Genomic DNA, 23,043 nt, shown 5'->3' with positions numbered 1-23,043 from the left:
TGGCGAGTCCCCGATTCTGAGTCCACCCGGTTCTTGAGTCGGGGTGGTGTGATCCAGTTTCAGTTGATGTTGCAGTCCATCGGGGTGTGGGTGCAGCTGCAGACGGCAGCGTACTCGGCCGGGGTGCGGTAGCCCAGGGCCGAGTGGCGGTGCCGGTAGTTGTGTTCGTGCTTGAAGTCGCCGATGACCACGCGGGCTTCGAGCAGGGTGTTCCAGTGGTTGCGGTTGAGGCACTCCTTGCGTAGTCGGTTGTTGAACGATTCGATGTGTCCGTTGTTCCATGGCGCTCCTGGCGGGATATACGACATACCAGTCCGACCGTCACAGAACTGCTGCAGCGCTTGGGAAATGAACTCCGGACCGTTGTCCATCCGCAGCACCTTCGGCGGCCCACCCGCTGCGGCGAACACGTTGGCGAGATCGGCGACGAGTCGGTCGGCGGTGATCGACCGCTCAACGATGTGCAGCAGTGAGACGCGGGTGTGCTCGTCGATCATCGAGGCGATCTTGATGGCCTTGCCGTCGACGGTGGAATCGAACTGGAAGTCGATCGCCCACACCACGTTCGGGGCATCGGCCTCGATCGATGGGATCGACGACACCCCGGCCCGCTTGCGCGGACTGTGCACCCGCACCTGCAGCCCTTCCTCGCGCCACAGCCGGTGGATCTTCTTCAAATTGACCTCACGGCGCTCGTCGTAGCGCAACGCCGCCCAGGCACGGCGGAACCCATGGCATGGGTTCTTCGTCGCGTACGTGCGCAGCCAGGCCCGCATCTCGGCATCGGGATCGGCGGGGGTCTGCGACAACGGCAGGCGACGGCAGGTGGAGCGGGGCAGCCCAACGGCTTTGCACGCCAACCGTTCCGACATGCCCATCATGGAGGTGAGCATGCCGACGGCGCGGCGCTTGGCAGCTGGGCCTAAAATTTTCCCTTTGCGACCTCCCGCAAGGCGTCTTTGACCAGCTCGGCCTCGGCCAGTAATCGCTTCAGTCGGGCGTTCTGTTCGCGCAATTCCTTGAGTTCCTTGGCGGCATCGGTGTCCATCCCGCCGTAGGCGCGACGCCAGTTGTACAACGTCGCCGCAGACACCTCGAGTTCGGCTGCGATTTCCTCGCCGGTCTTGCCTTCGGCGGCCAGTTCGTCCGCACGGCGCAGTTTGCGCACGATGTCTTCTGCGGAGTTCCGCTTCCGACCAGCCATACGTTCATCGTCCCTTCTCGCCCACCATCGGGCTACAGGACTCTAGAACTTGCTGGACTCGTTCACCGGGAACACGCCACCCCCATCTGATCGCCCGCTAACGGCGCCCCCGCCCGAGCCAGGTAAGGGCGACGGATATGTCAGCGGGTGGTTGACACGGCGGCAGTAGGGTAGTCGGTGTAACCCTGGTGATCGCCGCCATACCACGTCGCGGGGTTGCTCTCTGCGAGCGCCGCTGCACTAGCCAGCCTGGACACCAGATCGGGGTTAGCGATGAACGGACGGCCGAAGGCGACTAGATCGGCGAACCCGTTGTCGATGATCGCCTCTGCTCGCACGCGGTCGTAGTTCGCGGCGACAATGATCGGCCCAGAGAAAGCGGCGCGCAAGTCCGCTCGGAACCGATCGGTCAGCGGCCCTGCATCCAGCCATGACACGTCGGATTCGGCAAGGTGAAGGTAGGCCAACTGCTGTTCGTCGAGCCACTTCGCCGCCTGCAAAGTCGTATCGAAGATCTCGGGATCTTTCGCGTCTTCGATTCCGACCACGGGAGAAAGTCTGATGCCTAATCGTTGCGGCCCAACGGCATCGGCAACGGAACTCACCACTTCGCGGAGGAATCGGAGGCGATTGGAAATACTGCCGCCGTACTCATCGGTACGTCGATTGGTGGTACCCCGCATGAACTGATCGATGAGATAGCCATTGGCGCCGTGCAGTTCGACGCCGTCGGCGCCGGCTTCGATCGCGCGCTTGGCAGCGGAGGTGAACATGTCGACGACTCCGGGGATCTCGTCGGTGTGGAGCGCCCTTGGGGGATCGCACTGGACCATCCCGGTCCAGCCGTTGGCACGCTTGACCCACACCGTGGTCGGGGCCTGGAGGGCGGAAGGCGCTACCGGTTGCGAACCGGAGACCTCCTGAGCCGAGAGGCGACCGACGTGCCAAAGCTGCATAAAGATCGTGCTGCCGGAAACCGCTTCGTGCACCGCGCTGGTCACCTCGGCCCAGCGCTGCTGCTGGGCCTCGTCATAGATTCCCGGCGTCTGCGAATACCCCTTGGCGGAAAGGGAGATATTGGTCGCTTCGGTCACAATCAGCCCCGCAGACGCACGCTGAGCGTAGTAAAGGGCTGCGGCCGGCGACGGCACGTCACCGGGCTCACTAGCCCGCGACCTCGTCATCGGCGCCATGACGACCCGGTTGTTCAGGGTGCGCCCACCACGAAGTGTGTAAGGCTCAAACAGCGTGGAGGATTGAGCTTCATCCATCAGTTTCTCGCTTCCGATGTAGGCCTGACGGTGGTGCCGTTGGCGGCCACATTGCACATAGCGGGCAGCCGCTCGTATAGTGACACAAATTTCTGAGGGGGTCCACAAGGGTCTCGCCTCAGGCGGCGGCCCCAAGGCTCGTTGACAGTAGATGCGGAGGCGTCGTCGAACATGTCCGTAGTGGTCAACTGCGTAGTGGTCAACCTTCCGGCGCTCGGTGAATCGGTCACTGAAGGCACTGTGGTTCGGTGGCTCAAGGCAGTCGGAGACGAAGTAGCGTTCGAAGAGCCGCTACTGGAAGTCGCAACCGACAAAGTGGACACCGAGATTCCTTCTCCCGTAACGGGTCGGTTGGTCGAGATCACCGCTTGGGAGGACGAAACGGTCCCCGTGGGTTCGCAATTGGCGCTCATCGAAGCCGCCGGTGGCGAGTTGCCCGTCACGCGCGCTCCGCGGCCCCAACCCCAGCCCGCGTCTTCAGTGCAGCACCCGGGGCGGTACGAGCCCTCTGCGGGCGCCGATCCGGCGGTCGCCTTCGTGACCCCGCTTGTTCGTCGGCTCGCAAGCGAGAACGGTATCGATCTCGCGGCGATCCACGGCAGCGGCCTGGGCGGGCGGATCCGGAAGCAGGGTGTTTTCGCGGCGGTTGCCGCACGTGCGCAGAGCTCGTCGATCCCGGCCGCGAAACCCGAGCCTGTAGCGTCGGCCGCGGACGCGCCCGCGGCTGAGCCGGCTCGCGCGGACCTAACCCGCAGCGCCGTGCCGTCCGGCGCCGAAGAGCGACGCGAGCGAATATCTCAGCGGCGCAGGTTGATTGCCGCGAAGATGGTCGATTCGTTGCAGACTAGTGCGCAGCTCACCAGTGTGGTGGAAGTCGACGTTACCTCGATCCATCGGAAGCGAGAGGCGGTGAAGGAACGCTTCGCGGCTCAACACGGGATTGCATTGTCCTACCTTCCGTTCTTTGCAAAGGCCGCCCTGGAGGCGTTGCGTGCACACCCCTTGCTCAACGCATCGCTGGACCTAGGCGCCGGCGAGGTGGTTTTTCACAACCGGGAACACCTCGCCATCGCAGTCGATACGCCCCGTGGACTGATCACTCCTGTCATTCGAGACGCCGGCGATCTGACCGTCACCGGCCTTGCCCGCAATATCGCCGATCTCGCCGAGCGGGCGCGCGCGAACCGGATCGGTGCCGACCAGCTGAGCGGAGGCACCTTCACCCTGACTAACACGGGCAGTAGGGGCTCGTTGTTTGATACCCCGATCATCAACCAGCCCCAGGTGGCGGTCCTTGGTACCGGCGCGGTGGTCAAGAGGGTCGCGGTGGTGGACGATGCCGAGCTCGGGGAGGCGATCGCCGTCAGGCGCAGGGTGTTTCTGGCATTGACCTACGACCACAGGCTCGTCGACGGCGCGGATGCGGCGCGATTTCTGGTGGACATCGGTGCCCGTCTGGAAGCTGGAGCGATGCAGCTGTGATGTGCGTCGGGCGATATCAGTGACAGTGGTGTCGGGCGCTGGACGGGACGCGGCACAAGCCGTAAGATCGCACACTATACGAGCCATTGCTCGCATTGCGCACACTCGGATTGGTCGGGAAAGCCGACCTGACGAGGCGCTGCGTCGAGGCGAGAGTTCGACAATTCATCGAGGCGTCGCGGCCGCTTGCCGTCGAGACGCGCAATCACCCGGAGGGAACCTTTGGAGAGCCACTTATCGACTGGTGTGCAGCGACTTGCGGCGCTGTACCGAGAGATGGTGCTGATCCGCGGCGTGGAGATGGCCATCGAGCGAGCGCATCGTGCCGGGCATATCGCCGGCTCGTTCCACTCCTCCCTCGGCCAGGAGAGCTGCGCGGCGGGCGTGTGCGCCCACCTCCGTCCCGCCGACGCGGTGATGAGCAACCATCGAGGACACGGGCACGCGCTTGCCAAGGGCGTCAGTGCCGAATCGGTGCTCGCGGAACTGTTCAAGAAGACCCACGGCACGAGCGGCGGCCGCGGCGCGTCGATGCACCTCCACGATCGTAAGAACGGGTTCTATGGCGAGACCGCCATCGTCGCCGGTGGTGCACCGTGGGCGGCGGGAGTGGCATGGGCGAAGAAGCGCGCGGGCTCCGATGACATCGCAGTCACGTTCTTCGGTGACGGCGCATTCGCCAACGGGACATCCACGGAGACGTTGCGCCTGGCCAAGTTCTGGGAAGCTCCGTGTCTGTTCGTCTGTGAGAACAATGGATGGGCGCATTCGATGCCGGCCGAGCGCCTCTTCGGGCCACCGGGGTCCATCACCGACATTGTGCGGGCTATGGGGGTGCGCGCGGAACGTGTCGACGGGCGCGATGTTGGCGCGGTGCACGATATCGCTGGCGAGCTCGTCTCCTACGTGCGTGAGGGTCGTCCCGCGTTCCTCGAGTGCGAGGTCTATCGGGTACGTGCGCACAGCATCAACGACGCTGACTACCGCTACCGCCCGAAAACTGCAGGTACCGACTGGCTGGATGCCAACGATCCCATCGCTGCGGCGCGCGCTCGACTGGCCGAGCTCGAACCCGGCGTCGCCGACCGGATCGATGCCGAAGTGGACGAGATCGTGGCGGCTGCGGTGCGCAGCGCCGAGGGCGGAGAGTCGCCCACTCCCGAGAGTGCTTTCGACACGCTGTACGCAACACCAGGACTGGAGTGGAATGGTCGAGTTAAAGTTCGCTGAAGCTATCAGAGCCGCCCTCGATGCGGAGATGGCCGCCGATGACTCAGTGGTGCTCATGGGCGAAGAGGTCGGGGCCCTCGGCGGCGTCTTCACGGTCACCAAGGACCTTATTGAGAAGTACGGTCCAGAACGGGTGCTGGATTCCCCGATCTCGGAGGGCGCCCTCGCGGGATTCGCCGCGGGCGCGGCGACCGAAGGTGTCCGGCCCGTGGTCGAGATCATGTTCTCCGACTTCGTCATGCTGGCAATGGATCAGCTGATCAACTTCGCCGCGAAGATCCGGTACATGAGTAACGGCCAGTTCTCCGTGCCGTTGGTAGTGCGGATGCCCGGTGGCGCCGGAACGAACCATGGACCCCAGCATTCGCAGGCACTGGAGTCATGGTTTGCGCAGACGCCGGGTCTGGTCGTCGCGATGCCGAGCACACCGTCGGACGCGTATTGGATGATGCGCGAATGTATCCGGCTCGACGATCCGGTGATGTTCTTCGAAAACAAGAACCTGTACTTCCGGCTATCCGAGGAGATAGATCCAGCCGAGGGCTTCCGCGGTCTCGACGCCGCGGTGCGCCGCCCCGGCACCGACCTCACCATGGTCTCCGCCGGACGGATGGTTGGCGCGAGTCTGGAAGCGGCCGACATGATGTCCGAGGCCGGCTACTCCTGTGAAGTCATCGACATGCGCTACTTGTGGCCGCTCGACCTTGACACGGTGGCGACGTCGGTTCGGAAGACGTCCAAGCTGGCGGTGGTCTACGAATCTGTCGAGTATGGCGGCTGGGGATCGGAGGTCGCCAGTTGGGCTGCGCGCGAGCTCTTTACCGAACTCGACGGACCCATCCACCGAGTGGGCTCCCATCGGGTGCCCATTCCGGTCGGCGTCGCGCTCGAGGACGCGATCGTCCCCACTCCAGACTCCATCTTCCAGTCCGTCCTCGAACTCGCGAAGTTCTGACCCCGAAAGGTTCCTGTCATGACAACGACGCCAGACACCGTCGCCCCCGCGACCGTCACTTTCGACTCCGACGGCCTCACCTTGGAAGCGTTGTACTACCGACCGAAGGGCGACGGCCCGTTTCCGTGCGTGGTGATGGCCGGTGGCTGGTGCTATGTCAAGGAGCTGGCACAGCCCACCTACGCGGCTGCGCTTGCCGACCAGGGCATCGCGGCACTGATATTCGACTACCGCAACATGGGTGGCAGCCAGGGGGAGCCACGCCAGCACATCGACCCGGCGCAGCAGATCGCGGATTATCGCAATGCCATCGACTGGATCGAGTCCAAGCCGGAGATCGATGGTGACCGTATCGGAGCGTGGGGTATCTCCTACAGTGGCGGCCACGTCTTGATCCTCGGCGCGGTGGACTCGCGGGTGAAGGCGCTGTGCGGCATAGTGCCGGTAACCGACGGCTACCAGAACATGCGACTTGCTCACGGTACGTTGGGCTTCCGCCGCTTCAACGAAGCCATTCTGGCGGCACGACGCCTGCGCCGTGAAACCGGAGAGATCACCTACTTCCAGCATCAGCCAGCCGTCGAGGGTGAGATATCGACCTGGCCGTTCCCGAAGAGCAAAAAGACGTTTGCGGCTCTGAAAGAGCGCGAGGCGCCGGCGTATGTTGGGGAGGCGACCGCCGAATCGGCCGACCTGTTGATGGGTTACAGCGTCTTTCCCTATCTGCCGCGCCTGCTGGGCAAGCCCAGTCTCCTTATTGTCGCCGAGGGCGACGACCACACCCACTGGGATCTTGCGCTGCGCGCCTACGAAGAAATCCCTGGCGATGCCAAGGAACTGATGATCGTGTCCAATGCAGACCACCTCACGTTGTACGCAGACCGCGACCGGCAGAACGTGGTGGCCAAACGAGTGGCGGACTTCTTCAGCTCACATTTGTGAGTTCGGGCACCGCGGATTGAATACGACCAACCATCTGGAGGCGAAACGCTATGGCAGGCAGACCCAGAATCGGACTGTGCGGGCTCGGCAGCATCGGTAAGGCCGCGGCGCGACTGCTGATCGACCACCGCAGCGGTTTCGAACTTGTGGGTGCGATCACCAAAGAACCGAGCGATATCGGGCGTCCGCTCGGTGAGGTTGTCGGTTCGAGCAGTGTCAGCGATGTCATCGTGGGTGAGGATCTCTCAGTGCTCCTCGGGCTCAGACCGGATGTCATCCTCTACGCCACCGGATCGTTCCTTCGCGACGCGGCTGACGACGTGATTGCGTGTGCCAAGGCCGGTGTGCACGTCATCTCCCCTTGCGAGGAGTTGGCGTACCCCTATACCCGGGATAAGGCAAAGACAGAGGAGATCGACACCGCAGCCCGCACCGGTGGAATCACCGTCCTGGGCACGGGTGTCAATCCCGGGTTCATCTTCGATGCCCTGTTGGCGGCAGCCTCCGGGTGTAGCTGGGACGTGACTCATATCACCGGACGTCGCGTCGTCGACGTAGTGGGATTCGGCAGGAACATCCACAGACGACTCGGAATCGGTTACACACCTGAGGAGTTCGAGTTCGGCCACGCTAACGGATCCATCGCCGGGCACGTCGGCTTTCCCGAATCCATCCAACTGGTGGCCGAACGACTTGGCATCACCCTCGATGGACCGGTCACCGAGGTCTTCGAACCCATGATCGCCGAGACTGCCGCATCCACCGGGTACGGCGGTCTGCCCGCCGGCGTCACTGAGGGTTTCGCTCAGCGTGCCACTGGATTGGTCGGCGGGCAGCCGTTCATGGAGCTCGAACTAATCCTGCATCTGCGCCCGGCTGAGGCAGGCTTGGCATCGGTGGACACCTTCACCATCCACGGCCAACACCCCGTTTCGGTGACTTTGGACCCGGGCATGGACGCGATTCCCGCCACATCGGCCCAGCTAGTGAACTGCATTCCGGCTGTGCTCGCTGCACCAGCCGGCCTGAAGACAGTCAAGGATCTCCCTGCCAGCAGCGCATGGACCGATCTGACACAAGCCATGCTGCGGTGAATTCTTCTGCAGCCCTTCGACTCCGCACGATGAGAAAGTCCTGACATGAGATTTGCCGTTGACACCGGTGGTACCTTTACCGACCTCGTCATCGAGGACGGGAAGGGAAACCTCAATATCTTCAAGAGCCCTACCACGCCGGCCGACCCGGTCCAAGGCATTCTCGATGTGTTCGCCGTGGCGGCCGAGCAGCTGGGCCGGGACCGCGCCGACCTGCTCGGCGAGGGCAGCATGCTCTTTCATGGCACGACGCGCGGGCTCAACGCGGTTCTGACCCGGAACGTGGCCCGCACCGCGCTCATCGCGACGGCGGGCCACCCCGACATGCTTCTGCTGCGCGAGGGTGGGCGCACCGGGATCTTCAACCAGCGGCGTGCCTACCCGGACCCATATGTGCCGCGTTCACTGACCTTCGAGGTAGCCGAACGTATCGGTGCACAGGGCGAGGTGGTCACACCGCTGGTCGAACAGGAAGTGGTGGCGATCGCTGAGGCTTTGCGCGCCAAGAACGTTGAAGCGGTGGCAGTCTGCTTGCTCTGGTCGATCGTCAACCCGGAGCACGAGATTGCCGTCGGTCAGATCCTTGCCCGCGAGCTTCCCGATGTGCCCGTCACGCTGTCGCACCGGCTGAACCCTTGCCTGCGCGAGTATCGGCGCGCGTCGTCGGCCGCCATCGACGCGTCGTTGAAGCCGCTGATGACTGAGTACATCGGGGGTGCGAGGCAAAGGCTGCACGACGCCGGCTTCACCGGCCGCCTGTTGATGATGACCTCGGCCGGCGGTGCGCTCGATGCCGCAGACGTCGCTGACGCGCCGATCCACTCCCTCAATTCGGGCCCGTCAATGGCGCCTGTGGCCGGGCGGTTCTTTGCCAAGCATGACGCCGAGTCGTCCGTGGCGATCGTCGCTGATACCGGCGGAACCAGCTACGACGTGAGCGTGGTGCGCGACGGGCGGATCCCCTGGACCCGCGAATCATGGATCGGTCAGCCATTTCTCGGCCACATGACGGGTTTCCCGTCGGTGGACGTTCGCAGCGTGGGGGCAGGCGGTGGCAGCCTGGCCTACGTTGACAGCGGGGGGATGCTGCATGTGGGGCCGGAGAGCGCCAGCGCTGTGCCGGGACCGGCGTGCTACGGGCGCGGAGGCGACCGTCCCACCATGACCGATGCCTGCGTGGTGCTCGGATACTTGGACCCGGAGTACTTCCTGGGAGGGCGTTCACGTTTGGATGTCGAGGCGGCCCGCGAAGCTGTCCGACGGCACGTCGCCGAACCACTCAACTTGACCATCGAGGAGGCCGCCGCATCGATCTACGAACTGGCGACCGAACATATGGTCGGGGCCATCGAGGAGATCACCAGCCAGCAAGGCATCGACCCGGCACAGGCGGTCCTTGTTGGCGGCGGTGGCGCCGCGGGCTTCAATACGGTGGCCATCGGCCGTCGACTGAGTTGCCGGGAAGTCATCGTTCCCGTCATGGGGCCAGCGTTAAGCGCCGCAGGCGCGTTAATTGCCGAGCTGTCACAGGGTTTCGAAATCAACGGCAAGACCCGCTCGGATGCCTTCGATCACGCTCGCGTGGGCCAGATCATCGAACAGCTGGCCGAGCGTGCGGAGAAGTTCATCAGCGAGGCAGGCTCTGATATCGTCGCCAGCCACATCGACTACTCGATGGAGGCGCGGTACCCGAATCAAGTGTGGACACTCGAGGTCCCCATCGACCCGGCGCACACTGAGTCAGCCGAAGGTGTCGCCGCGTTGGCGAAGGCATTCCACGTCACGCACCAGGAGACATTCGCGGTCGCCGACCTGAGTTCGCCCATCGAAATCGAAAGCTGGCATGCCCGTGCCCGCTGCCAGCTGTCCGACCCGCAACCCTCGGTGCTCGAAGCAGAAGGAACGCCAGCCCGGCAGCGTGATGTCTATATTCCACATGCCGGCTGGCACACCGCCGAGGTCTGGCGCCTTGCCGATGTGCCCGTCGACCAACCGCGCCAAGGACCGGCTGTGGTCGAGACCGCCACCACGGCAATCTTCGTCGACGCAGGAGCCCGATTTTGCCGACGGCGATCCGGGACTCTGCACGTAACGCCCGGGAAGACCACCACAGGCGCCGGTGTTTCCGCAGCCGTCACGACAGGAGCGACTCGATGAGCATGGATGGCGTCCGCATGGCGGTGCTCAGCAGCCGACTCAATGTCATCGTCGAGGCGATGATGAACACGATCTTCCGATCCAGCCGTTCCGGTGTCCTGAACGCCGCGCACGACTTCTCCTGCTGCATCGTCAGTGCCGATCATGAGCTGGTGATCGGCGCGGAGAGTCTGCCCATTCACATGATGAGCGGGCCCGACCTGATCTCCCGGGCGATCAGTGAGGCGTACCCGACGATGGCCCGGGGCGACGCGTTCCTGCATAACTCTCCTTACAACGGGAACTCACACGCCGCCGACCACTGCATGGTGGTTCCTGTGGTCGATGATGATGGCGTGCACCGCTTCACCGTGCTGGCGAAGGCGCACCAGGCCGATTGCGGTAACTCCGAGCCCACCACCTACATGGCGAACGCCATAGACGTCTACCAGGAGGGCGCCCTGCTGTTCGACGCTTGCCGTGTGCAGCGCGACTATGCGGACAACGACGACATCATTCGAATGCTCAAGATGCGCATTCGCGTTCCGGATCAGTGGTGGGGTGATTATCTGGCTCTGCTGGGCTCGGTGCGACTCGGCGAGCGACGCATGCTCGATCTCGGACGCGAGGTTGGCTGGGACACGCTCGACGACTTTGTCCGTGAGTGGTTCGACTACAGCGAGCACCTGATGGCCGAAGCCATCGGCGAGCTCCCAGCCACCACACTGCGGGATCGCACATGCCACGATCCGTATCCGGGGGCTCCTGACGGTGTCCCGATCAACGTAGGGATCGAGATCGACCCGGCGGAACGCCGCATCGCCATCGACTTGACCGACAACGTCGACTGTCTGCCGAACGGACTGAACCTCACGAAATCGACGGCGAAGACGGCCGCGATGTTGGGTGTGTTCAATTCGATTGGCGAGAAAGTTCCGCCGAATGCCGGGAGCCTGCGGCGGATCGACGTCGCGGTGCGGGAAAACTGCGCCGTCGGGATCCCCCGGCACCCCTTCAGTTGCTCCGCCGCGACGACAAACCTGGCGGATCGGGTCTCGAATCTGGTGCAACGTATGTTCGCTGGAATCGGGGAGGGAGTAGGTATGGCGGAGTGCGGCGCGGTAATTCCTGCTGCGGCCGCGGTGATATCGGGTCACGACCCACGCTCAGACCACGACTTCGTGAACCAGATATTCCTCGCGGTCACGGGTGGTGCCGGCACACCGTGGACGGACGCCTGGCTCACGATCTTTCATGTCGGGTGCGGTGGGATGCTGCGCCGAGACAGCGTCGAGGGCGCCGAGATGGCGCACCCGATTCGGGTGCTCCGGCAACACATCGTCGCCGACAGCGAGGGGGCGGGGCGCTTCCGCGGAGCGCCTTCGGCGCACGTCGAGTACGGACCGGTAGGTACCAAATTGTCGGTGGCCTACGGCACAGACGGTGCGGTAGGGCCCGCCCAGGGCGTGCGTGGTGGCGGTCCGGGCGGCGTGAGCCAGCATTTCCGCAGAACGATCGGCGGTGACCTGGAGCCGCTCGGTGCCCAGGGCTTGATCACGCTGGCCGACGGCGAGTCGATCGTCTCAGTGACCGCGGGCGGCGGGGGCTACGGTGATCCGTGCGAGCGGCCGGCCGAGCAGGTCGCAAGGGACGTCGAAGAAGGCTGGGTCTCGGTCCAGCGCGCAGCAGATACCTACGGGGTTGTCCTGGACGGCGACGGCCGTGTGGATCATGCCCAGACGGAACGTATCCGGGCGGAACTTGTAGCCGCGCGCTGAGTGTCGTTTGCATGAGACTTGATTGCCACCCCTGCGACATCCCCGGCGGTGGCGGTCTCATCACCAGTCGACCGGTACTCCGGCGTAACAGTGTCGGTGAAGAGGCCGAGATGGCATATGCTTCCGCCGTGGCTCGCGATACGAACACCAGCACGAAAATCGGTAACGACAGCGGCGGCATCCAGTCGGTGGCGAGAGCGCTGTCGGTGCTCGAGGTGTTCGAAGAGCGCCGGTCTGTCCTCACCACCAATGAGATCGCCAGCATGACCGGATTGAATCGGGGCACCGCCTATCGGTTCTGCCAGACCCTGAAGAGCCTCGGCTATTTGGAGGAGATCCGGCAGAGCACCTTCCGGCCGGGGCTTAAAGTGCTGTCCTTGGCGCAGGCGGCGCTGAGCAGCCGCGAGCTCGTCGATGTGGCGATGCCGCGCCTGCAAGCCCTCAGACACGACACCGGCGAGACGGTGAACTTCGCGATGCCGGACGGCGCGGAGGTGGTCTACATGGCTCGGCTGCTCAACGACGACCTGTTGGCTTTACGACTGGTGGTAGGCAGCAGGCTTCCGATGGTGTCGTCGTCGTTGGGGCGGTCGATGCTGGCGTTTATGGCCGACGAGGCTGTCGACGCCGTCGTCGCAGCAAGCAAATTCGAGAAACTCACCGATTTCACCGTCACCGACGCCGCCGTGCTTTACGACGAGCTTGCCAGGATTCGCAAGGTCGGATACGCGTTCAACGATCAGGAGATCGCCGTGGGCGTCCGCGGCATCGCGGCACCTATTCTGGGTTCCGACGGACGGCCGGTTGCTGCGGTGAACCTGTCCATCGCTCGACCGGTGAAGGCAGCGGAGCTCAAGACGCGGCTGGCGCCCCAATTACTCAGCGCTGCCGAAGACATCGGTAAGCGTGCTCGGCAGATGGACCGTTTCGCCTGAGCCGTTCTGTCTGGGGTTGACCGCAGCCGCACTGAAGCGCGGTGTGCTGCGGGCATTTTTGAGCGCCCGAGCATTCACCCCGCGCCCGTCCCACTCCGTGCCACACGGTCGGCTGTCTCCGCGCCTGTTCGGTGCGCTGGCGCGTCGCCAGCGCAGGTGATCGACTTGACACCGCCTGCTGCAGCGAGCACTATTCGAGCAGGAGTTTGCAATGCGAGCAGACCCGAAATGGCCCTGTTGCCAGATTCCCTCTCGCGCATATCCGCCGAGGGTTGCCGGACCCATAGCCCACAGACCGGTGGCACTGAAGAGCGAATAGGAGTTCGATGTCTCGCCCCTCCCGCTACGACATTCTCTTCGAGCCGGTGAAGATCGGCCCACGCACGATGAAGAACCGCTTCTACCAGGCGCCCCACTGCACCGGCTTCGGCGATGTGTTCCCTGGAGGGAACGCAAGCCACCGTGCGATGAAGGCTGAGGGTGGTTGGGCCGTGGTCAATACCGAGGCCACTACCATCGCACCGGAGTACGACTGGGCCGGCCAGATGAGCCCCTCGCGGATCTGGGACACCGACGATGTTCGCAACTGGTCGCTGCTGGTGGAGAAGGCGCATGACAACGGTGCCTTGGCCGGGATACAGCTGCATGCGGGCGGCGCCTTCCTGACTGCCTTTGACAGCCGAATGCCGGGCCGGCACGTCAGTGACCGTCTCGAGGAGGCGGGATGGCTTGGCTCGGTCATCAAGATGGACAAGCGCGATATCCGTGAGGTTCAGCAGCTGTACGTGGCAGCGGCTAAGCGTTCGGTCGCGGCGGGGTTTGACATCCTCAACATCTGGGGTGGCGAGTCGGCGACGCTTCCCGTTCAGTTCCTCATGCGTATTCACAACGATCGCAGCGACGAGTACGGGGGAACGCTGGAGAACCGCGCGCGGTTCTGGATGGAGACCCTCGAGCAGGTCCGGGAAGCCGTCGACGAGAAGGTAGTGATCGCCGCGCGCTTCTGTATCGACTCATTACACGGCCATGACGGCGGCATCCGGGTTGACGAGGAAGGAGTCGGATTTGTCGAGTTGGCCGATCACCTCGTTGACTTCTGGGACGTCCAGGTCGGCGGCGAGAATGCCGAGCTATGGATCAAGGACGCTGGTCCGTCGCGTTTCTACCCGGAAAACGCGCAAGGTAAGTACGTGGCAAAGATCAAGCCCTACACCAAGAAGCCGGTCATCGGCGTCGGCCGCTTCACCAGTCCGGACATGATGGTCGACGTCATCCGCAGCGGTCAACAGGATGTCATCGGCGCGGCGCGGCCGTCGATCGCCGATCCCTTCATTCCGAAGAAGATAGAGGAAGGCAACCTCGAGGATATTAGGGAATGCATCGGCTGCAACGTATGTGTGTCTCGGGTCAACGCGCGCTGGCATCTGATCTGCACCCAGAACTCCACCGCCGGCGAGGAATACCGTCGCGGCTGGAACCCCGAAGTCATCCCGCCGGTAGCGGCAAAGACCAAAGAAGCCAATGTCTTGATCGTGGGTGCCGGCCCCGCGGGCATGGAATGTGCGGTGGTTCTCGGTAAGCGAGGTGTGGCTAACGTCCACCTCGTGGACAGCGCGCCGGAAATCGGCGGCCACCTGAACTGGATTCACCGTCTACCAGGTATGAGCGCCTGGGGCCGCGTCACCGATTGGCGTAAGGTGCAGCTGAACAAATTGCGGAATGTCGAGGTGATCACCAACACCGTGTTGACGCCCGCGGAGGCGTATAACTACGGCGCAGATATCGTCATAGTCGCGACCGGTGCCCGCTGGGCGGGCACCGGCATCAACGGCCAAACCCACAAGCCGGTCGAGGGCGTCCGTCCCAGCCTGCCGACTGTTTTCACGCCCGAACAGTTGCTGCGCGACGGCAAGCCGGTACCGGGCAAAGATGTGGTGGTGTTCGATACCGAGGGCTACTTCATGGGTGCAAGCATCGCCGAAAAACTCCAACGTGACGGGCATCAGGTGACTCTGGTGACGCACTTTGGTGCGCCGGCGCCCTATATGGACTTCACTGGTGAGAATGTGCACATGCGACCCATGCTGGAGCGCATCGGGGTCAACATCGTCACCAATCACATCGTCAACTCCTTCGACGGCAAGTTTGCCCACGGGGAGAGTCACATCGTCTCGGAGAACAGGGTCAGCTGGTCCGCCGATGCGCTGGTGGTCTGCACGCAACGCGTGCCGAATGCGGGCTACTTTAAAGACCTGCGCGACATCCACGAGGCGGCTGGCGCTGAGGCGATCTCGGCGATCTACCAGATCGGCGACTGTGTGTCGCCGCGGATGTTGCTCGCTGACGCAGTCTTCGACGGGGCCCGGCTGGCTCGTGAGATCGACACCGACGATCCGGCAACACCGTTGCCCTACATTCGGGAGCGCCGCCTGATCGGTTCCACGGATCAGACGTACGCCAATGTGCTCAATCGGCCCGCCGGACGAGGTGCGACCGCATGACCGATCGCACTGCGGACGCCGGACAACGCACCACCTTCTTCGTCAACGGTGAGCCGGTGGAGGTACAGACGGCGCCGGACGCGTTGCTCGCCGACACCCTGCGATTCGATCTCGGTCTCACGGGGACAAAGGTCGGGTGTGGCTCGGGGGACTGCGGGGCGTGCACTGTGTTGCTCGACGAGGACGCGGTGTGTTCCTGTTTGATCTTCACCAGACAGTGCGAAGGTCGTGCGGTCACCACCGTCGAGGGCGTGGCTGAGACACCAGTCGGTGCCGAGGTTCGCCGCGCGATGGCGATACGTGGTGGTGCGCAGTGCGGCATATGCACGCCCGGCGTCGTCGTCTCGGCCTGCGCTCTGGTGCAACGCGCCGCGGGCCCGCTGGCGCGTGACGACGTGCGCAAAGCCATGGCGGGCAACATCTGTCGGTGTACGGGCTACTGGCCGATCGTGGACGCTGTTTGTGAGGCCAGCGCCGCCTCGTCGGGTTCGGGGGAGTAGCGATGACTCGCGTCGGCTCCGAGTTCGCACGCCGTGACGTCGACTCCAAGACCGCTGGACGAGCCAGGTACACAAACGATCTCGTGCCGCGTCACGCAGTGCACGCCGCAGCGGTGCGCTCACCGTACGCGGCTGCGACGATCACGGCCATCGACGTCACCAAGGCGTTGGCGGCCCCGGGCGTCGTCCATGTGATGACGGCGGACAGCGCACCAGGCATCCGCCTGGGCCACTTCGCGCCGGATGAGCCCCTGCTCGCTTCGGGAGAAGTGCGTTACGTCGGCGAACCGGTTGCCCTCGTCGCCGCCGAGACTCCTGCCCAGGCGCGCGCGGCCGCGACGCTGGTTTCGGTCGAGTACGAGGTGCTCGAGCCCGTGATCGACCTGCGCGCCGCAGCCGATCCTGGGAGCCGGCAGGTGCATCGAGGAGAACCCAACTACACGCAGTCGTCACACATTCGGCGGGGCGATGTGGAGGCGGCCTTCGCCGCGGCCGATGTCGTCGTCACGACCGTCACTGAGGGACATCGGGTGCACCAGAGCTATATCGAGCCGAGAGCCAGCATCGCGGAGTATGCCGATGGTGAGCTGACGGTCATCACCAGTTCACAGGCGCCCTTCGAGGTGAGGGCCGGCTTGGGCCGGCTGTTCGGCCTCCCGCTGACGCGCGTGCACGTGCGAGTGCCCACCCTGGGCGGCGGCTTCGGTGGCAAGCTGCACCTGGGAATGGCCGCCTACGCGTCCGCACTGGCCATCGCCACCGGCCGCCCCGTGTCGATGCTGTGCAGCCGCGAGGAGGAGTTCAGTTCCCCTGCGCCACGGGAGAATTCGTGGGTGGAGCTGACATCCGCAGTAAGCGCGAACGGTGAGATCCTGGCCAGGAAGGCCAAGATCCTGCTGGATTCCGGCGCCTACAATTACGACACTCCGCCCATCGGGTCGGTAGCCGCACTCCAGGCGTGTGGCCCGTACCGGGTTGACGCCGTGGATATCGTTGCCGGGGCGGTCTACACCAACACCGTGCCGACAGGTTCGTTCCGTGGTCCTTCGGGGCCGCAGATGTGCTATGCGGTCGATGCGCACATGCAGGACATCGCCGAGACGCTCGGCATCGATGCTCTCGAACTGCGTGAGCGTTGCGCGCTCAGGACGGGCGATCTGGGACCAACCGCCCAGGTGATGCGTCACCCCGCCATCACGGATGTGCTCGCCGAAGGCCGCAAGCGACTCGAGCAATGGCGGGCCGACCCGGCTCCGGCCAAGCCGGGTCGCCGACGCGGATTCGGGCTGAGCGCGGCGATTTGGACGATATCGCCGGTCGGTTCGGCGGTCACGCTCTCGGTACACGAAGATGGCTCGGCCACCGTGGCCACCGGCGCCACCGAGATCGGGACCGGCGCGGTGTCGGACATGCTGCCCGCCCTTGCTGCCGACGGACTCGGGATCACTGCTGATGAAGTGCACCTCGCAGCCGGTGACACCGAACGCGGTCTGTTCGATCACGGGTCCCAAGGCAGTCGCACCCTGTACGGAGTAGGGACCGCACTGAACAACGCGCTCGACGAAGTGCGACGGACGCTGTTCTCACAGCATTCCAAGGACACCGGGATTCCCTACGACGACCTCGAACTCGCCGACGGAGTCGTTCGCCGCAAGAGTGACCCGGCGTCGGCGACGCAGCTCGGTGACGTCGTCGGCGCCGCGATGCTGGCCGGTGGGCCGGTCGCCGCCACGGGGCGCTTTCAGCCGTCGCCGGTCGAGTACGCCACCGATAGCGTCGAAGGATGGGTGGGCGCATTCAACGAGCCCACCTTCCACTGTCATGCGGTCGAGTTGGACATCGACGAAGCCACGGGGGCGATCGAGATCCTGCGCTACGCAGCCATTCACGACAGCGGACCCGTTCTGAATCCGCACGGGGCGCGGGGTCAGATCGAGGGGGGAATCGCTCAAGGGCTGGGCTACGCCCTTAGCGAGGCCATCCTGACCGATGCGGCCGGCTGCGTGCGCAATCCCAACCTGCATGACTATCGCTTGCCAACGATGGCTGACGGTCCTGACACCGTGGAGGTGGTGTTCGTGACTAATCACCCCAGCGCTGAGGGCGTGCTGGGCGCCAAGGGAATCGGCGAGGCACCGGCGATCCCCGGGGCAGCAGCGGTCGGTGCAGCGGTACGCGATGCCCTGGGGATGCAGCCCCAGTCGACCTCGATGACGCCGGAGAACATCTTGCGGTTGATCGAGGGGCTGGCTCCGTCCACAATGCCGCGAACGGAGGCGCGATGATCACCGAAATCGTCCGTTCGACAAGGTTCTCGGAGTTGCTGGACCAGCTGGCAAGTCCGGACACCGTCGTCGTGGCCGGGGGTACAGATTTCGTACCCCTGTACGCCGCTGGCGTGATCACCGCAACCCGTGCGTTGGACCTCACTGCGGTGCCGGATCTTCGTCGGGTTGACGATGTCGCAGCAGGGCTGTCCATCGGTGCGGGTGTCCGACTCGCGGATGCGGCTGTCATCGAACCCGCTTACGCCGGCGCCATCGCAGATGGCTCGTCGCTGGTGGGGTCGACGCAGACCCGCGCCCGGGCGACCATCGGCGGTAACGTATGCCGCGCTTCGCCGTCCGGTGACACCCTAGGTGGATTGCTCTGCTGTGGAGCATCTTTCGTGCTTGCGTCCAAGACCGGTGCGCGGTCGGTACCCAGCAGTGAGTTCTTTCTGGGCCCTGGATACACGGAATGCAGGCCCGACGAAGTCCTGACGACCATTGCCGTGCCGGCCCGTCCCGCGGTGTCAGCCTACGTTCGATCCACCGTTCGCAACGCGATGGACCTTGCGACAGTGGGTGTGGCTGTCAGCGTGGACCTCGATGGTGACGTCATCAGTGGCGCCCGGCTGTCCGTCGTCGGTGCGGGTCCTCGGCCGATATTGGTGGAAGGGATAGCCGAGATTCTGACCGGTAGGCCGCTCGAAGACTGTGGCGGTCGCGTCGACGCGTTGGACGAACTGATCCAGCAGCAGATAAGTCCAATCGATGATGCCCGCGGAAGTGCCTGGTACAGAAGAAAGCTGATCACCCCACTGGTGCGGGGAGCGCTGGCGCGTGCCACCGGACGGGCGGTCAGGGAAGCGGCGCGGGAGACGCTGTGACCGGTGTGGCGATCGATGCCGCTTCGGATTTTCTTGAGATGGTGCCGCGAGGAGTGGCTTTGGAGCTGGCGGGGCATGGGATCAGCGTCAACGCTGCAAGCCCCGGTCTCGTAGAGAAGGCTCGCAATACCGCCAGCATGGCGCTCCCCGGACGTCGCGAACGCTTCGGGAGCCGGATACCGCGAGGCGCCGTCGCCGCCGGTGCAGGCGCGTGCATCGACTGAATTCCATTGGCGGCAATCAAGGGGCTTGTGACCGTGGACTGGTATGAGAGAAGCATGTTGCGTTGGGCGATGACGTGGGCGCCTTTCGGCGGAGTGCCACCCGAGGAGGTGTATACGCGGTTCGGGATCGATCCCCTCGAATTCTGCGCCAGGGTGCGCGACCTCCTCGTCGATACGCGCTATGCCGAACTCCGCGAGCGCGAGTACCGCGCGCGAGCTCGCGCCATACTTTCTGGTTCACCCATCGTCAGTCGAGCGACCACAACTTCCGAGTCGTCAGTCGAGCGACCACAGCTTCCGAGCGGCGGACGGGCAAGGCGGGGCACGGGCAGTGGCTAATGCGCCGCTGCAGCCCGACCAATGGTCGTGGCAACATATTTGCATTGACGCGGTGCGGGTATTGCCCTCTTCCTCACCGAAGGTGCGGTTGAACTGCGTGCGCACGGTAGCGTGAATCAATCCCCGGTGGATGTCTCCAACGCGTAGGTCCGGAAACCGTGGTAGCCGAGGACTGCGTCCGCGCTGTGCCCGACGGCTTGGCCGGATTAGATGCCTCCGAGGGTGCACGGTCACTCGGGTCGCAAATATCGGCCGGTCGGCACTGACGAGTACCCACTGAATAGCTGGACTCCGCCGGTACTGTGACGGCTGATGCCGGAAACTGCAACCGTGACAACGCCTCCGCCCTTTCCTCAGGGGATATTGCACGGCTCAGGCTGGCTCGCTCACGGCTTCCACATCGACATCCACTCACACGGCGACGGTCAGTTGGTGTATGCGGCCTCCGGTCTCTTGTCCACCACGACCGCGTGTGGCACCTGGGTCGCGCCTGCCAACCGGGTGACGTGGACGCCGCCGGGGTTCGAGCACTCGCATCGCTTCTATGGCCGCACCGATGTCCGGCTGGTCGTCATCCCGGCGGGCCTGTGCGGCGTCCTCGTCGCGCAGCCCAGCGTCTTTGCGGTGAATCCCCTACTGCGAGAGGCCCTGCTGGCGTTGACCGAACGGAACGACGCGAGCACGGGCGCCTACGAACGGTTACGCGCGGTGGTGATCGACGAGCTTGTCGAAGCCCAAGATCAGTCCCTGCACCTGCCTGAACCACGCGATGACCGACTGCGCGTCGTCACGGATCTGGTGCGTGCCGACCCCGCCCAGAGCACAACCCTGACCGATCTGGGCCGGACCGCGGGCGCGAGCGCGCGCACCCTGAGCCGGCTGTTCCGTGCCGAGCTGGGAATGAGCTTTCACCGCTGGCGTACGGTCTTGCGCATCCACCACGCCTTGATCCATCTCACCGACGGCCTGTCCGTCACCGACACAGCGATCGTGTGCGGGTGGTCCCAACCCGACCAGTTTCATTGAGGCGTTCACCGCCGTCGTCGGTCAGACCCCAGGTCGCTATCAAGCCGGTCTTCGCGCCAGTCAGTAGCGTGCACCTCGGCTCGAATCCCTCCGCCGAATTGGCGACCTTCCGGTATAGGCCGGCTGCTTACCGGTGGTCGGCACGGCCAGCGGACGTGACAGTAAAGCGAGGCCAAGGGCAGCGGACTGGATCTTCGCCGCCCGGTCGTGATCGAGAGCCGGAACGGGTTGAGAGGCAGGGAAACAACCGTGGACACAACGAAGAGAATCCTGATTTGCGGCAGCGGCGTCGCCGGTCCCACCTGTGCCTACTGGCTGCACAAATACGGCTACTCGACCGTTATCGTCGAAAAGGCAAAGGCGCTCAGGGACGGTGGTCAGAATGTCGACATCAAGGGGGCGGGTCAACTCGTCATCGAGATGATGGCGCTCTCGGACAGGATCGAAGCCAAGAACACCCGAGAGTGCGGCCAGAAGTACCTTGATGCGGCTGACAACGTGATCGCCGTCCTCCCGAAGGGCGCGCTGGGAACGCTCACAAACGATTTCGAGATCTTGCGGGGCGACTTTGCTCAGGTCCTCTTCGAGTCCACGAAAGACGACTGTGAATACCGCTTCGGGAGGTTCGTCACCGGGCTGGCCGAGAAGGAAGACGCCATAGCAGTCACCTTTGACAATGGTGAGACCGAGGATTTCGAGCTGGTCATCTGTGCTGAAGGCATGAGTTCGTCCACCAGAGACATCGTGATGGCCGCGCAAACCCGCTTCCGCTATCTGGGCGCGTACATGGCTTTCTTCAAGATTCCCCGACGCGATGGCGATGATCAGGGGGCCTTAACGGTGAACGGCGTTGGCGGAACGTTCATGACGCTGCGGCCGGGTAGTGAGACACAGACAACGGTCCTCGTCACCTTTCTCAGACGAGACGAAGGAATGGATCCGGACACCCCCGCAGCGAGAAAGGTGTTGCTAGGTCAAGCCCTTGCCGGCCGCGGTGCGATGGCCGATCGCATCAGGGCGGATTTGGACGCAGTCACCGATTTCTACTTCGGCCCGATGAGTCAGGTGCAGGCATCGACGTGGTCGCAGGGACGGCTCGTTCTGCTGGGTGATGCCGCCTGTTGCCCGACGCCGTTCACCGGGAAGGGCACGGCCTTGGCCATGGTGGGCGCGTATGTCCTTGCCGGAGAGATCAAACGGAGTGCAGATTACTCCCGCGCGTTCGCCGCCTATGAACGGCTTGTCCGCCCGTACGTCGAAGCGGCGCAGAGGCAGTTGACTCCACGTCGCGTTCGTTTGATGCATCCGACAAGCCGGTGGGGAATCCACCTCACACACCTGGCGCAGCGGCTCCTGGCGAGCCAGGCCGTGCAGAGGCGATTCAGGCCAGGCGTCGCAGGACCGCAATGACTTTGCTGATCAACGGATTCGCGGGTGCCGAGGCCGCCGCGGCGAGCAGGTCGACGCCTAACGCGGCCGGTGTCAACGGGCGGTAACTAACGCCCGCGATGTCCAGGGCAGCGGTAGGCGCGGGCACGATCGCCACGCCGAGGCCCGCCGCGACGAGCGTGACCAGCGTGGACGTTTCGGTGACCTCGTGGCGCACCGTCGGCACGAACCCGGCGTCGGCGCACGCGGCAGCCACGATGCTGCTCATGACCGACCGACCGCTGCCGGCGTGCGCGATGAAGTCCTCGTCCCGCAGGTCGCCCACCGACAGCTCGTTTTGCGCCGCCAATCGGTGGCCTGCTGGCAGCGCCGCGAGCAAGCGGTCACGGCGGATCGTCTCGGTGTCGATGCCGGGTTGGCCGACCGGCGGCCGTAGTAGCCCCAGGTCGATCGCGCCGGTCTGTAGGGCAGCCAGCTGGGCCGGCGCGAGCATCTCGCCGCGGACGCTGACTTCGATGCCGGGCAATGTCTCGCGCAGTGTTCGCACCAGCCGGGGCAGTAGCGAATACGTCGCCGAGCCAACGCATCCGATGGTCAGCCGTCCTTCCAAGCCGCTGCGAATCCGGCGGGCCTGCTCGCCGGCCTCGTCCACCTCGCCGAGGATTGTGATCACGCGCTGTAGGTACGCGCGGCCGGCCGGTGTCAATTCCACCGATCGGGTGGTCCGGGTGAACAGGTCGACACCCAGTTCGCGTTCGAGCTGGCGGATCTGCTGCGACAGCGGCGGCTGCGCGATGTGAAGCCGTTCCGCGGCGCGCCCGAAGTGCGATTCCTCGGCGACGGCCCGGAAGTAACGCAGGTGACGCAGCTCCATGATTGAGACTCT

17 protein-coding genes are annotated in these 23,043 nt (G+C 64.4%); 14 read left to right on the top strand and 3 right to left on the bottom strand.

Annotation, left to right across the window (positions count from 1 at the left end):
- Positions 1–59: 59 nt before the first annotated feature.
- Both ACXDF8_RS19015 and ACXDF8_RS19010 read right to left on the bottom strand, forming a co-directional pair.
- Positions 60–1,204 (bottom strand): IS3 family transposase gene (locus ACXDF8_RS19015; protein ID WP_457221679.1). Its coding sequence is split into 2 segments (ribosomal slippage): positions 60–937 and positions 937–1,204, totalling 1,146 coding nucleotides; the frame shifts between segments, so codons are not numbered across the junction.
- Between the two features lie 140 nt (positions 1,205–1,344).
- Positions 1,345–2,475, bottom strand: a complete 1,131-nt coding sequence (locus ACXDF8_RS19010; RefSeq protein ID WP_457224834.1) for an alkene reductase — start codon at positions 2,473–2,475, stop codon at positions 1,345–1,347.
- A 171-nt stretch (positions 2,476–2,646) separates the two neighbouring features.
- Between ACXDF8_RS19010 and ACXDF8_RS19005 the strand changes: the two genes are divergently transcribed.
- The 14 genes from ACXDF8_RS19005 to ACXDF8_RS18940 all read left to right on the top strand — a co-directional run bounded on the left by ACXDF8_RS19005 (position 2,647) and on the right by ACXDF8_RS18940 (position 22,178).
- Positions 2,647–3,957: a 2-oxo acid dehydrogenase subunit E2 gene (locus ACXDF8_RS19005; protein WP_457224833.1), complete on the top strand. Its 1,311-nt coding sequence runs from the start codon at positions 2,647–2,649 to the stop codon at positions 3,955–3,957.
- A gap of 276 nt (positions 3,958–4,233) precedes the next feature.
- On the top strand, positions 4,234–5,187 hold the full coding sequence (locus ACXDF8_RS19000; RefSeq protein WP_457224832.1) for a thiamine pyrophosphate-dependent dehydrogenase E1 component subunit alpha: 954 nt from the start codon (positions 4,234–4,236) through the stop codon (positions 5,185–5,187).
- Positions 5,188–5,215: 28 nt separating this feature from the next.
- A complete protein-coding gene (locus ACXDF8_RS18995) occupies positions 5,216–6,142 on the top strand; it encodes an alpha-ketoacid dehydrogenase subunit beta (RefSeq protein WP_457224831.1) in 927 nt (308 codons plus the stop codon).
- 18 nt (positions 6,143–6,160) lie between these two features.
- On the top strand, positions 6,161–7,084 hold the full coding sequence (locus ACXDF8_RS18990; protein WP_457224830.1) for an alpha/beta hydrolase: 924 nt from the start codon (positions 6,161–6,163) through the stop codon (positions 7,082–7,084).
- Between the two features lie 50 nt (positions 7,085–7,134).
- A complete protein-coding gene (locus ACXDF8_RS18985; RefSeq protein WP_457224829.1) occupies positions 7,135–8,178 on the top strand; it encodes an NAD(P)H-dependent amine dehydrogenase family protein in 1,044 nt (347 codons plus the stop codon).
- Between the two features lie 45 nt (positions 8,179–8,223).
- Positions 8,224–10,335: a hydantoinase/oxoprolinase family protein gene (locus tag ACXDF8_RS18980; protein ID WP_457224828.1), complete on the top strand. Its 2,112-nt coding sequence runs from the start codon at positions 8,224–8,226 to the stop codon at positions 10,333–10,335.
- Positions 10,239–12,092, top strand: a complete 1,854-nt coding sequence (locus ACXDF8_RS18975; protein ID WP_457224827.1) for a hydantoinase B/oxoprolinase family protein — start codon at positions 10,239–10,241, stop codon at positions 12,090–12,092. The genes ACXDF8_RS18980 and ACXDF8_RS18975 overlap by 97 nt, the downstream gene beginning before the upstream one ends.
- A gap of 128 nt (positions 12,093–12,220) precedes the next feature.
- Positions 12,221–13,027, top strand: a complete 807-nt coding sequence (locus ACXDF8_RS18970; protein WP_457224826.1) for an IclR family transcriptional regulator — start codon at positions 12,221–12,223, stop codon at positions 13,025–13,027.
- Between the two features lie 326 nt (positions 13,028–13,353).
- Positions 13,354–15,528, top strand: coding sequence for an oxidoreductase (locus ACXDF8_RS18965; protein WP_457224825.1), 2,175 nt, complete (start codon positions 13,354–13,356; stop codon positions 15,526–15,528).
- Entirely contained in the window at positions 15,525–16,028 is a 504-nt protein-coding gene (locus tag ACXDF8_RS18960) for a (2Fe-2S)-binding protein (RefSeq protein ID WP_457224824.1), read from the top strand. The genes ACXDF8_RS18965 and ACXDF8_RS18960 overlap by 4 nt, the downstream gene beginning before the upstream one ends.
- A 2-nt stretch (positions 16,029–16,030) precedes the next feature.
- Positions 16,031–18,313, top strand: a complete 2,283-nt coding sequence (locus ACXDF8_RS18955; RefSeq protein WP_457224823.1) for a xanthine dehydrogenase family protein molybdopterin-binding subunit — start codon at positions 16,031–16,033, stop codon at positions 18,311–18,313.
- A complete protein-coding gene (locus tag ACXDF8_RS18950) occupies positions 18,310–19,179 on the top strand; it encodes an FAD binding domain-containing protein (protein WP_457224822.1) in 870 nt (289 codons plus the stop codon). Before ACXDF8_RS18955 ends, ACXDF8_RS18950 begins: the two co-directional genes overlap by 4 nt.
- Positions 19,180–20,072: 893 nt before the next feature.
- Positions 20,073–20,768, top strand: a complete 696-nt coding sequence (locus tag ACXDF8_RS18945; RefSeq protein WP_457224821.1) for an AraC family transcriptional regulator — start codon at positions 20,073–20,075, stop codon at positions 20,766–20,768.
- A gap of 249 nt (positions 20,769–21,017) precedes the next feature.
- The gene (locus tag ACXDF8_RS18940; protein WP_457224820.1) at positions 21,018–22,178 is read left to right on the top strand and encodes an FAD-dependent monooxygenase; all 1,161 of its coding nucleotides are present in this window, start codon (positions 21,018–21,020) and stop codon (positions 22,176–22,178) included.
- Here the strand turns inward: ACXDF8_RS18940 and ACXDF8_RS18935 are convergent.
- On the bottom strand, positions 22,150–23,031 hold the full coding sequence (locus tag ACXDF8_RS18935) for a LysR substrate-binding domain-containing protein (RefSeq protein WP_457224819.1): 882 nt from the start codon (positions 23,029–23,031) through the stop codon (positions 22,150–22,152). The genes ACXDF8_RS18940 and ACXDF8_RS18935 overlap by 29 nt on opposite strands.
- Positions 23,032–23,043: the final 12 nt, after the last annotated feature.

Source organism: Mycolicibacterium sp. CBM1, assembly GCF_054073305.1.
The sequence above is the reverse complement of the archived record's forward strand: the minus strand, read 5'-3'. Positions and strand labels throughout refer to the sequence as shown.

What these genes read in the sequence shown, in the direction of transcription:
- ACXDF8_RS19010 (WP_457224834.1), bottom strand. Translation starts at nt 2,475, where the DNA reads ATGGATGAAGCTCAATCCTCCACGCTGTTTGAGCCTTACACACTTCGT.
- ACXDF8_RS19005 (WP_457224833.1), top strand. Translation starts at nt 2,647, where the DNA reads ATGTCCGTAGTGGTCAACTGCGTAGTGGTCAACCTTCCGGCGCTCGGT.
- ACXDF8_RS19000 (WP_457224832.1), top strand. Translation starts at nt 4,234, where the DNA reads ATGGTGCTGATCCGCGGCGTGGAGATGGCCATCGAGCGAGCGCATCGT.
- ACXDF8_RS18995 (WP_457224831.1), top strand. Translation starts at nt 5,216, where the DNA reads ATGGCCGCCGATGACTCAGTGGTGCTCATGGGCGAAGAGGTCGGGGCC.
- ACXDF8_RS18990 (WP_457224830.1), top strand. Translation starts at nt 6,161, where the DNA reads ATGACAACGACGCCAGACACCGTCGCCCCCGCGACCGTCACTTTCGAC.
- ACXDF8_RS18985 (WP_457224829.1), top strand. Translation starts at nt 7,135, where the DNA reads ATGGCAGGCAGACCCAGAATCGGACTGTGCGGGCTCGGCAGCATCGGT.
- ACXDF8_RS18980 (WP_457224828.1), top strand. Translation starts at nt 8,224, where the DNA reads ATGAGATTTGCCGTTGACACCGGTGGTACCTTTACCGACCTCGTCATC.
- ACXDF8_RS18965 (WP_457224825.1), top strand. Translation starts at nt 13,354, where the DNA reads ATGTCTCGCCCCTCCCGCTACGACATTCTCTTCGAGCCGGTGAAGATC.
- ACXDF8_RS18960 (WP_457224824.1), top strand. Translation starts at nt 15,525, where the DNA reads ATGACCGATCGCACTGCGGACGCCGGACAACGCACCACCTTCTTCGTC.
- ACXDF8_RS18955 (WP_457224823.1), top strand. Translation starts at nt 16,031, where the DNA reads ATGACTCGCGTCGGCTCCGAGTTCGCACGCCGTGACGTCGACTCCAAG.
- ACXDF8_RS18950 (WP_457224822.1), top strand. Translation starts at nt 18,310, where the DNA reads ATGATCACCGAAATCGTCCGTTCGACAAGGTTCTCGGAGTTGCTGGAC.
- ACXDF8_RS18935 (WP_457224819.1), bottom strand. Translation starts at nt 23,031, where the DNA reads ATGGAGCTGCGTCACCTGCGTTACTTCCGGGCCGTCGCCGAGGAATCG.